The 12,113-nt window shown below is 34.7% G+C and carries 11 protein-coding genes; all 11 read right to left on the reverse strand.

The window, feature by feature from the left end:
• Window positions 1-1,103 precede the first annotated feature (1,103 nt).
• On the reverse strand, window positions 1,104-1,832 hold the full coding sequence (locus tag B9D94_RS16335; RefSeq protein ID WP_148247511.1) for an ABC transporter permease: 729 nt from the start codon (window positions 1,830-1,832) through the stop codon (window positions 1,104-1,106).
• Window positions 1,833-1,842: 10 nt separating this feature from the next.
• A complete protein-coding gene (locus B9D94_RS16340) occupies window positions 1,843-2,580 on the reverse strand; it encodes an ABC transporter permease (protein WP_148247512.1) in 738 nt (245 codons plus the stop codon).
• Window positions 2,573-3,496: an ABC transporter ATP-binding protein gene (locus B9D94_RS16345; protein ID WP_006209865.1), complete on the reverse strand. Its 924-nt coding sequence runs from the start codon at window positions 3,494-3,496 to the stop codon at window positions 2,573-2,575. The genes B9D94_RS16340 and B9D94_RS16345 overlap by 8 nt, the downstream gene beginning before the upstream one ends.
• A 97-nt stretch (window positions 3,497-3,593) precedes the next feature.
• Entirely contained in the window at window positions 3,594-4,517 is a 924-nt protein-coding gene (locus tag B9D94_RS16350) for a sensor histidine kinase (RefSeq protein WP_006209864.1), read from the reverse strand.
• Between the two features lie 2 nt (window positions 4,518-4,519).
• Window positions 4,520-5,218 (reverse strand): response regulator transcription factor, encoded by a 699-nt coding sequence (locus B9D94_RS16355; RefSeq protein ID WP_006209863.1) that lies wholly within the window; start codon window positions 5,216-5,218, stop codon window positions 4,520-4,522.
• A 500-nt stretch (window positions 5,219-5,718) separates the two neighbouring features.
• Window positions 5,719-6,036 carry an SMI1/KNR4 family protein gene (locus tag B9D94_RS31915; RefSeq protein ID WP_367613776.1) on the reverse strand — a complete coding sequence of 106 codons (318 nt, stop codon included), beginning with the start codon at window positions 6,034-6,036 and terminating at the stop codon, window positions 5,719-5,721.
• Window positions 6,037-6,159: 123 nt separating this feature from the next.
• The gene (locus B9D94_RS16360; RefSeq protein ID WP_148247513.1) at window positions 6,160-6,657 is read right to left on the reverse strand and encodes a DUF8453 domain-containing protein; all 498 of its coding nucleotides are present in this window, start codon (window positions 6,655-6,657) and stop codon (window positions 6,160-6,162) included.
• A gap of 8 nt (window positions 6,658-6,665) precedes the next feature.
• Window positions 6,666-6,923 (reverse strand): ECs_2282 family putative zinc-binding protein, encoded by a 258-nt coding sequence (locus B9D94_RS16365; protein ID WP_053492220.1) that lies wholly within the window; start codon window positions 6,921-6,923, stop codon window positions 6,666-6,668.
• A gap of 565 nt (window positions 6,924-7,488) precedes the next feature.
• Window positions 7,489-9,861, reverse strand: coding sequence for an SEC-C metal-binding domain-containing protein (locus B9D94_RS16370; RefSeq protein WP_148247514.1), 2,373 nt, complete (start codon window positions 9,859-9,861; stop codon window positions 7,489-7,491).
• 654 nt (window positions 9,862-10,515) lie between these two features.
• Window positions 10,516-11,235 carry a metallophosphoesterase family protein gene (locus B9D94_RS16375; RefSeq protein WP_148247515.1) on the reverse strand — a complete coding sequence of 240 codons (720 nt, stop codon included), beginning with the start codon at window positions 11,233-11,235 and terminating at the stop codon, window positions 10,516-10,518.
• A gap of 184 nt (window positions 11,236-11,419) precedes the next feature.
• Complete coding sequence (locus B9D94_RS16380) at window positions 11,420-11,881, reverse strand: GNAT family N-acetyltransferase (protein ID WP_006209839.1); 462 nt, start codon at window positions 11,879-11,881, stop codon at window positions 11,420-11,422.
• Window positions 11,882-12,113: the final 232 nt, after the last annotated feature.

Below are 12,113 nucleotides of genomic sequence, written 5' to 3' on the forward strand. Positions count from 1 at the left end.
TCTTTTACAATAAAGCATAAAACCTTTTTGCATCATCATCATATTGAACGTAATGACTAATTCATTCGGATCAATACTAGTCAGTCTTTCTAAGAAGTATATCATCCATTCTGGATATATCTTTTTCATAAACTTTTGAATGTGTGTCCAAAATGATCTCAGTGCATCAAGGATGGACAGATTATCTGGTATTTGTGAATGATATAGTACTTTACCGATTTCCAACAACGCTTTTTTAGAGTGCCCACCCTGAGTTTAAGGAGTATTTTGTTTTATAAAAATCAATCATATGATCAAAAATCTCCAGCCCTTGTTTTTTTATGTTCGGTAGTGTCTTGCAATGCTCTACAATATGATGTATATTCTTTTATTGCTTCTCGCGGATCGCGAGGCGCTGAGCTCCGATGTATGAGTATGATGTTATAAGATGTTGACGACCTCTTTAGCTGCATACATTTTTTCTTTATGCAAATCATTTTTTTGTAATTGCTATTTCATATTCTTTATGTCGTTTTTAAAAGATTCAATATATTTTTTTGATTAATTTCGAATAACTCCTCATATCCATAATAACTAATTAAAAAAATCCTTTGTCAAAATTTATTGCTTCTAGTATTTTACAATCTACATCTTAATATATCCCAACTTGTTCCAGCTACGAAAACAGGAATAGAGAAAAAACAGCCCCTGAACTGACCTTGTTGTTAGACTTCACTAACAAAGTAGGTACAGTTTAATGTCTGGGCTGTTCTTTTACATGTACTCCAAATATAAAGAATACCATCTATCCTGCAATCATAAGGCATCATTTCACTTTATTTAGTACATGATTCTTTAATTAAATTCCCACTGAACTTCTTCTCGTTCCTGTATTCACGAATCCCAAAAGGGTTGTCTGCATAAATGCCACTTCGAAATCCATCTTGCAGACTCATTTCATTTAGTGTATCTGAGGTGGCTCCAAGTGTCCAATTGGATCAGGGGCCTTTAAAGAAATCTATCTTTAATATGTTCTTTAGCTCTTAAACAAGCATTCTTATAACCTTCACTTCTCATATCGTCGGAAAGAATTTTTTGGAGGTTTGGCAGATAGATGCCCTATTTCATTTGCATTTGTTCATGCCTGCAAGTGTTACTGCGGCAAGTCCTACGCAAAATAGTAAACTAATGCAACTAAGCATAACCTGAAAAGTCGATGCTTCATAGTAGCCAGATATGGTAAATACAGCTGTAATAGGATATAAAGCTTTTAGGGTATTTGACGTACTTGTAAATAATCCAATAAAAGAATAAAATTCAGTGATAACTAACGCAATCCAATATCCCTTTTTCATGTATGATATCAAAGCAATAATAGGTGATATTGCTAGAAATATACATATACCATCCAAAAAATAAGCTTTCAAAAAATTCATGACCATCCCTATGGATAAATCAGAAAAATGTAAAGCTGCTTCAGTGAAAAATGTTATAGCAAAGAGCAATAAGTAAAAAAGAATACTATATACAAGGGTTATAATCATTTTTGCAATTGTCAACTTTGCTTCATTCACGGGGATAAGTCGAAGTGAATCGATTGTATTCTCCTGTTCTTCACGACAAATCATGTAACTACCTAAGAGAGCAATAACCGCTGGAAGAACGAAAAATGTTGCCAGTGGTTGAGCAACAGCCATATACCAACCTATAGTATCTATATCTCGAATACCGTCATTGTCTGTTAACCCGGATAAAAAAACAATAACTGCTACCATAACCGTCGCAAAAATTGCAATCCAAACAAAACTTAACCGGCGAATCTTTTGATGTTCCGCCCAAAGTAACGTTCGCATGATTAACACCTCACTTTCTTCTTGCTAATGCAACGTTTGCAAGAAGTACGGATACAATCCCCCAGATAAAAATGCTAAGAAAAGCCAAAGGTATGCTAATTACCTGTGTATTGTTCAGTCCTGGAATATCTCCGTTTCGAGCAACGATTACTGCCATGCTGGATAAAGGATGTATATACATATTTATCGACACTATAATAGAACCAAGAAAAGCATAAATTAGTGTTATAGCAACTGGAAGAATATATCCGTTTTGCGTTGTAGCAATTGCCAAAATCGGCAGCATTGCAAAAGCTGTAATAACACCAATCTCCAAACACTTTCTTATCAAAAACAAAACGTTTTGCCAATCAAATGCGATATCTCCGAGAAATATACTAAATATAACGGAACCTACAGCTGCGACTAACATGAAGCAAACAGAATAAATCAAAACCACAAAAAATTTACTAAAGAAATATCTCATTTTGCTGACAGGCACAATCCAAAGTTGTTTAAGCATATCGTATTGATTTTCATTGTACATTAGCATTGTGCTTAATATTCCTAAAACAACAGGTAAGACAATAAAAAGTGTAAGTCCGAACGCTGACCATTTATAAAACTGTACAGGGTCACCGCCTGTATCCCACGCATATTTAAATAATAAGTACGCAAGGAATGGCATGATGAGAGCTGAAAACATCATAATCCACACAAATGTTCTGCGTCGTAACTTAAGAAATTCTATTTGAATAAGTTTAAGCAATGCCATCTCCTCCCGTAATTTTCCTAAAATAGTCCTCTAAAGTATCATTACAAAGCTGAGAACTAATAACCGACACATCTCCCAATATAAGTGCCTTATTAACAGAAGCCATATCCAGAGAATTATTATAGATTTGCAACGTATGATCGTCTTTCACAGAATAACTTTTCAAACCGAATTGACGTTCCAAGATCAAGCTGGCTTTAGCAGCATCAGAAACTTGAAGTAGAATGTACTTACCATTTTTTCGTTTAAGTTCCTCCATACTATTTTCTTCTAACAGAATACCATTGTCGATTATTCCAATATCATCCGCAAGCAATGAAATTTCAGTAAGAATATGGCTGGAAATAAGAATTGTTTTCCCACGTTCAACGCTCAATTTCTTAATAAAATCCCTGACTTCTGCTATACCTATAGGGTCCAGACCGTTTGTAGGTTCATCTAAAATCAGGAGTTCTGGGTCATGCAAAATAGCATTAGCAATACCCAGACGTTGTTTCATACCGAGAGAATACTCACCGAACAGCTTCTTATCCTTATACGGTAATCCTACAACTTCCAATGCGTTCTTCACAGCGTTAGGAGCAGATGTACCACGCAGTTTTGCAAAAATATTTAAATTTTCTGTTCCAGTTAAGTTTGGATAGAATCCGGGCGTTTCAATAATCGCTCCAATTCTGGGATATACCTGCTTTTCTCTTCCTTTAATGTTATTACCAAATACGTCTACCTCACCAGAAGAGGTAGACGTTAACCCTAAAATCATTTTCATAATTGTCGTTTTACCGGCGCCATTACGACCGAGCAAACCGTAAATACGTCCTTTTTTCACATGGATATTTACATTATTTACAGCTTTCTGATCCTTATAGATTTTAGTAAGTTGTTTAGTTTCTATCGTATACTTTGTCATATGAATGCCTCCTTTATTTAAAGTTTATCAAACAAATCTTGCCATAATCTTGCCGAAATCTTGTTTGTTTCTTGCTAATAAAAAAAGCTCTTAAAAATTAAAGAACTTTCGGAAGTTTTACTATGAATGCTGTACCACCATATAATGAATTTTGAGCATGGATTGTTCCTTTATGCAGATGAACAAGTTCTCTAGCAATAGCAAGCCCTAAACCATTTCCGTTAGTCGAACGTGATTCATCACTTTGATACAGTCTATCAAATATATGCGGCAGGTCATTAGGAGAAATCCCTTTTCCATTATCACTAACCTGAACCATAACGTTTTGTTCATTTTCACTTATTTGTAGATCAATTCTAGTTCCCTCACTATGTGCAATAACATTTTGAATTAAATTATTAACAATTCTTATATAAGCATTTGGATCTAATCGGATAAAGCATTCTTTGTCAGAAATATCAATTTTATATTCAAAATGCTCTTCCTCAAAGGTTGGTATCCAATTCACCAATATATCACGAGTAAATTCGTTTATATCCTGTTCTTCAAGTTTAAACACTTGCTCTTTTGCGTCAAGCTTGACCCAATCAAATAAAACTTCAACAAAACCCTTCAAATGATGTGCTTTATTTAAAGCAATCTCAAGATATTCTTCTTTTTCTTTTCCTGTAACAAACTTCTTTTGAACTGCTTCTAAATAGCCAACTAAAGAAGTTAAAGGTGTTCTCACATCATGGGATAAACTCGTCATAAGTCGCTTATAAGCTTGTTCGGATTGCTTTAACTGTATGAGTTGAGTTTGACTTTTCATTGCTATATCATTTATGGAATAACAAATTGTTTTAGTGATATCATTTTCATTTACCAAAACACGACGATTCCAATTCCCTTTTTTTATATCCACTAAAGAATCTTCAATAATTGAAAGTTGTTCAGAAACCTTATACAGTTTTGTTACCAAATAAATGATAACCATAAGAGAAGAAGCTAGAGCCATAAGTAGAATATAGATCCATTCCATAATTAAGCCTCCTTATTAAAACGATAACCTACTCCGTGTACCGTTAAAATATAAAATGGCTGTTCTGAATTGGGTTCTATTTTCTTCCTCAACTTACTTATAAAGGACATAATATTATTGTCGTCAAAAGAATAATCATCGTTCCAAACTTGTGTATAGATTTGTTTCTTCGTAAACACACGCCCCTTATTCGAAGCTAAAAATACTAATAAATCAAATTCCTTTCCTGTTAAATCAATTAGCTTGTCCTCAACATGAACAGTTCTTATTTCTTTGTCGATAACAATTCCTTTAAAGATAAGAATGCTTACAGAATCCCTGGAATTAAAAGTAGTATATCTTCTAATCAAAGATTGCACTCTAGCAATGAGTTCATTGATACTGAACGGCTTTGTTAAATAGTCATCTGCTCCAAGACTAAGACCTGTTACCTTATCAGGCTCACTTCCTTTAGCCGTCAGCATAAGTACGGGGACATTACTATATTTTCTTATTTCAGATAATACTTGAAAACCGTCCATATTAGGTAACATCACATCTAAAATAATTAGGGAATATGAGTCGTTTTCATTCATGACTTGAAGTAATCCTGTTTGCCCGTTATATGCCATATCGGTTTCTAGGTTTACTTGTGATACGCATTTTTTTACTAATGAGCACAATTCCACATCATCATCTATTATGAGTATTCTATTTGTCATGAGGTTTCTTCGCCCCTTTTTTTCTTTCAAAATAAGTGCAGCTGTTTTAATATACTATTTCCCAGATGTTAGATTAATGATAATTCCAAAAAATGTAAATCAAAACGAAGTAATGTTATTATTTTATGGCAGCATTCTTTATTCGCTATCGAAATTGTCCGATCACAGGAAAATTAGTTAGTACCATAAAGCCCCTCGCAGAAGAGTTTGGAATAATCGCTTTAAGCAATTCAAAATACTGTTGATCAAGTTAAGTTAATTAACAAAGATATCATAATCGTTTTCCTTTCTTATTTAAGGGTATTTCACATAACGTTCAGAGATTTACGACGTCTCACTCCCTTAAAGGCCGTAGGCCTGGCCGCGACGCTGTTAGGGAGTGCAGATGTGTCCGGCACACTTCTTCGATTCATCTTACCCGAACCGAGAAGCGTTAGCGACAATGCGTAAATCTAGTGTTATGTGATGGTGCTCTGAAATATTCCAACTAAAACTAGTATTTATCCCAACCCTAGTTCCATAGAAATCACATTATCGTCATATATGGTTCTAATAACTTCCTCTCTATTGTTTATCAAAACCTTTAACCACTCATTGAAATTATCCATGATTCCATACAATTTGGGGTTGTGGCTATCGAAATAAGCAACTATGTATTCTTCATTTATCATCTGATTCACAATGAAACACCATGCATTTCCATTATGATCTAGAGAAAACGGGATTAAATGGTCTACGTTCACAGATCCACCCTCTCTAATATTAATCATTTCATGAGTCTCAACGCTAATCATTCTTTGTAAAGAAAGGCTCTGCATCGGAAAGATTTGTTTGTTTCCATCTCCTACTGCACATACATCGGACGACCAAGGGTGAAAGCCCGCAGCGTTAATATATTGTTATAGGATGTCAGAGCCTTCATTGAAATACTTGGGAATTAACTATATTGTTAGAATCTGTTCCTTCGTATGGTGAGTTCCTTGATTATCTTCCCATGTAGTGTTAATTGTAAATTTTCTTGGAGTACCACCATGCACTATAATATGCTCCTCAAAACTCTTTCCTGCATCTAAAAACTCATAAGGGACCTTGTCTGTCCATACTATTCCATTAAATTCAGGTGGTATATCTAAATTAACATTGTAAGCTGTAGCTTTACCCGAATTCCAAACTTTTAATTTGTATTTGTTATTAGATATATTGATTATACGCGCTTCAACTAATGCCTTTTTTTCATCCAAACGAGCCTTTTCTTTATCCTCTAAAGCATACTGCTTAAGTTTTTCTTCTAGTTCATTAAGTCTGTCACGAACTTTGTTGGCTTTCCTAGAATCTTTAAATGATAGCAAAGATAAAATAATAGCTAGTGTTGGAAATCCATATTTCACAAGATCTGCAAAGACTTCTTTAAATAGTGTCCATAATTCAGTTGTAGTCATTGTTCGCCTCACTTAAAAAGTTTTTTTAAGTCTTTCTCTAATTTCTTTATAGCTTCTTTCTTTAAGTCTTCCATATTTGAATCGATGATATGACTATTATCTTCAATTAATTCTGCTTTTGTAGTAACTAGCCCACAATCTGAACATTTTATTTTTGTCTCATCAGGAGCATTCTTTAAGTCATGAATGTCTTCATCAAGTATTGAGAATTGGTCGTTACCACAAGTTCTACAAATCATTTTTATACTTTTTTCTAAATTATCCATTGAAAAATCCCCTTTGTGGTTTTGATTAATATTCGCACAGATTTCCTATAACGTTTCCGTATTCACGACGTCCCACCACCCTAAAGGAACGAAGTGACTGGCCGCGATGCGGTTGGGTGGTGCGGATGTGTCCGCTGATTCTGCTTCCCTGCTGCTGAATTTACTTCAATCGATTAGGCTTCATTACATCTGGCGGACCGCGGGGCGGCGTATGCCGACCCGATGCGTGAATACATTGTTATATGTTGTTGGGGCCTTCCCTGAATTACATTCAATAACATGTTTGTTTTTTTTGTATATGTCTTGATAGTCGGAGGTCTTCATTGATTCGCTGCGTATTCGTCTTAATAGTCAGAGGTTCTCTATTGATTAACTGCTTTCAATGAATTGTTGATTTTGTTAATACTAGTTTTAATACGTCTTTAATAGCTCTTTACAATCTCTTGCCCGCAGTTTCCGACACTCCTTCCTGTTAACGCCTTAGGGGAAAAAGCGGCCACGTCCTTGCTTCACAAGGACTGTGTCATCGGAAGTAATGTAGGAAACTGTCGTGTTATGTGATCTTCTAATTCGTTAGTATATATTTCTTACAACACTTCTTGTATTTTTTCCCACTTCCACATGGGCAAGGTGAATTAACTGTAACGTTCTTGTACAATTTCTTACCTTCTTCTGAATAATTAATGAAAAGTTCCTTTCCACTAATTTTTCCTGATAAGTATTCAAAGCAATGTGCTACATTCATCATTTCTTTTGATATTTTCTTGAATTCTAGATCTAAGTTAATACTGGGGTTAGAATTGTACTCTATAATTACATTTATTGTAGCATTAATATTTTTGAAAATTTGACTTACATGGCGAATTAACCTAGGCTCAATCGAATGCTCTAAGTATTCTCCTGCAATCATTTCAACATACTTTACTTGATCAATTATCCAACCAAATCCAATAGTATTAACTTTTCCAGTTCGAATAATTCTTTTTTTCTCATTATCAATTTCTTTTAAAATAGGAAATATGAGCTGAAGAATACCTGATATGAATCTATTATCGTTCTTATTCTCTACTTCATCAGACTCATATATGCTTTCAATTTTGGTAGTGAGCATATACATTAAAACCCAACAATCTTTTTTGATTCCGTTTTCATTTAATGATTTTATTATATAGTCTGTTCTAACTTCAATATGACCAAACTTTTCTCCTTTATGATCACTCAATTCAAGTTTAACATCGGTTAAATGAGGTTTTTCCTGAACTAATGGTGCAAAAATCGCTCGAATCGACTCGAATGAGAACTGTTCAACTTCTCCAATATACACACCAGATAACTCCATTGCGCTGTCATTCTCATTCTCTTGATCTATTAAAATACCAAATAAACTCAACGCAGCATATACTCCAAGTAATTTGTTTGTCACTTCATCTTCTTCAAAATAAGAGTCTACATTATCAATTTGATACTTGTTGTTAATTAGGAATACCGTAAACGCTGCAATCGATGAAAACACTGTCTCAGATAGTAGATTCATTTGGTCGAAGAAATCATCAAATCTATACTCTTTTGTGGAGATAGTTTTAGTTTTCTTTTGTCTGTTCCTTAGTATTACCATTTGATTGTCGATATCTATATCATAATCTACATGAGCTTCGGAATGACGTATGATACTATCTACACCTTCAACAAAGTGATTAAGCTTGAACTTTGTTAGCGATGCAAACTGACCACAAATATCACCAAATCCGGTCCATTCAATTAATTCATCGATATCTAAACTCTTGTTTCTTTCTATGTAATTTGCCAATAATAGAAACATCATGGAATCACGATATATTCCCTCACATAGATCTTTATACCATTTCAGTCCGTTTGTCATAAGAACATGATCAGAAGGATTATTACCAAAAACAAATCCAAATGCTATTGAAAGGTCACTTAATTTTTTGTACATATACTTATATTTTTCAGTATATCGGCTAAGAAACCCACAAACTAAGCTATTATCCTTTTCGAAAGCTTTCTCATAAGTTTTGTATGCAATACTTACCTTTCTAAAGAAACTTTCATCATCAAATGCTATAGTACCAACATACTTGTAGGTAGACAGTTTTAATAGATCATCATTTGAATAGTGTTCTTTATCTCTAGATAAAATTGATCGAAAATAGTAACTTGTTTGCTCGCACACATCACTAATTCTCTCTTCAATCGTTCCTTCATTGGATGTTTGCCATACCATTCCTAATATAGCTGAGTGGTTCAATTCGCCATTCTGAAACAAATCAGTTAAATTTTCGATATTATGAGCACCAAATATACTTCCAAGTATTTTTACTTCTTGCGCTGAATTATCCAACTTTGCTTGTGAATTATCTTTCAATTTCATAGCATCGTCTACGTTCATAGCAATAGTTGCCATGATTAGTTCTACAACAGACTCCTTGTAAGCAATAACCGTAAGTAGAAGCCTCTTGTGAATATTTCTAAATACTTTAGTAGGTTCAAATAAAGTGACTTCACATAATAGATCATATAATTTAATCATGAATGAGTTTATTTCATTAATAATTTCAACAGTTTCAACTAACTTAATCCCCTCTTGAGTCATATTTATGGAGTAGAAAATGTCAAAGCTTAATTCATTACTTAATATACTAATATACTCCGAAACTTTTTCCATTTCATTCTCATAGCAATTCTTAGTTCTTATACCTTTTCTAATATCTTTTTTTAACTTTTTATATTCCGATTCTCTATTTTCAATGCCTGATAATACATTCTCCAATAACAATTTACGAGATTCTACATACGGGTCAACAGATTGTCGTTGATCCTCAATCGGTATACCGCATTCCTTGCATACATCATTTATACATTCATTTAGGTGCCCATTTGCACATTCTATAGCAAAATAGTCTAATTCTATATTTACCACAACTATCACCTCTTAACATGGACTAGAATTCGAAATTTCACATAACGGTATGTGTTCACGACGTTCATTCACCTTAAGCTGCTGGCTCGTGCGATCAAAACGAGAGCGACCGGCTGCGACTGCGGTTAGGTGGATGGGGGTGGAGCGTTGCCTATTTAGTTGGATTCTTCCAAAAATGCCGATCCCGAGAGGCGGATGCCACGATGCGTGAACATTGTGTTATATGTTATTAGGGCCTTCTTTGTAATACTTTCAAATAGGTCCTTTTATTGTTTTTACGTATATGTTTTTATAATCGGAGAACTTCATTGATTCGCTGAGTATTCGTCTTGATAGTTGAGATCTCAATTAATTCGCTGGGTATTCATCTTGGTAGTCGGAGATTCCAAATGATTTTTTGAGTTTGATATTGGTTTTAATAGTTTTTTTATAACTCTTTACAATCTCTTGCCCCAATGACATATAACGTTCCTGTATCCACGACGTCCCATCGACTTAAGCGACCTACGGGAGCGGCCGCGATGCGGTTAGTCGGTGCGGATGTGTCCGCTGAATCTGTTTCCCTGCCAATCGCTTCTCGCGGACCGAGGAGCCGTCCGGCTCCGATGCGTGGATATGATGTTAGGTGATGTCCCCCACTTCCTGAATTAACTTTCAACAGTTCTTTATCTGTTCCGTTATATACAATCCTTCTTGAAAAATTAAACAATTCAACTGCATTCCATATGCACATCCGCCATCAATTCCTATCTTGTCTTTACTAAACCAAATATCTGATGTGCCATGGATATCAATAGTTCTTGTATGTCCAAAAACAACTCTTTTGTTTAGATCCTCAAAAGTGTGTTGAATGAATTCATCCTTAATATACATAAAATCATGTTCTGGCTGGTTCTTCCAATCTATAAAATTGGGATTCAATCCCGCATGAACATAAATGTGATCATGATCTTCGTGATATAAAGGTAATTCACTTAAAAAGTCTATGTGGTGACCAAAAAAAGTCTTAATTGTATCCTTCGCCTGGCTCAATATCTCATTAGAGATTTCGTCATTAATGTTATTAATATCACAATAACTTTGGAGAGTTTGTATTCCCCCATGTTCAATAAATTTAGATCTAATCAATGCGCTATCATTATTTATAAAATCAACCAATCGTTGGTCATGATTGCCTCGTAAAGCAATGGCATTATGCATACTTACTAATTCGATTACTTTATCAACTACTGCTTTACTATTAGGCCCTCTATCTACATAATCACCAAGCAAAAACAACTGATCATCTATCGAATTATATTTGATAAGATGCAACATCTGATTTAATTGATCGATACATCCATGAATATCGCTAATCATAATTGTTCGCTTCATAGAATCTCCTAACTATAAATGTTTTTAAGCTCTTGGGGGATTTCACCTAACGTTCCCGTATTCACGACCCAACGAATGTTGGGTGTCCGGCGAACGCCGGACCCAGGGCGTATGCCCGCAGCGTGAATATTATGTTAGGTGATGTATTCGGCTCCTTCGATTTACTCTCAAAACAATTCCTGCTTTATAAATCTTTATATCTAAATTCTCTGTATGCCACATATTCATTCTTATTATAAAAGTTCCTTGCAACTTCATTTTTTGCCCAGTAGTCTACTTCTATTTTATTGATCTTGTTTTGAACTGCAATCTCGTAAACTTTGTTTAGTAGCTTCTTCCCAAGTCCTTTATTTCGATACGCTTTAATGATAGTCAATTGATGTATGTATACTGCTTTATATGATTTTCGAAAGGGGTTTTCTTGATATTCCCTTATTTCAATCCATATGTAACCTAGTTTTTGTTCTTGCTCTTCAATAACATAAAATTGAAAATTAGGCTTGGTCATAATTGATTTAAAAAACGCACTTATAGTCACCTGATCATATTCTTTAAAATGGTTCGGATACATTTGAGCGTGAATATCCTGCACTTCTCGGTTAAGTTCACTAATTAATTCATGATTTTGGGTTTGAATAATATTCACGTTATTCCCCTTCAATCCATTAATATTGTTTTAATCATGCAATTTGAATATTTCACCTAACGTTCGTGTGTTCCTGACGTCGATTCCCCTTAGATAGCTCTTATCTTAGGGGGAATCGATGTGCCTGCCTGAATCCGCTTCCTCGAAATACCTCAGGTAGACCGAGCGGCGGCAGCCGGGGAGCTGGAACACATTGTTATCCGATGCCCCGGCTTCTTTGATTCACTATCAA

Origin of the sequence: Paenibacillus sp. Cedars (genome assembly GCF_003184205.1) — a bacterium.
GTDB lineage: Bacteria > Bacillota > Bacilli > Paenibacillales > Paenibacillaceae > Paenibacillus_AQ > Paenibacillus_AQ glucanolyticus.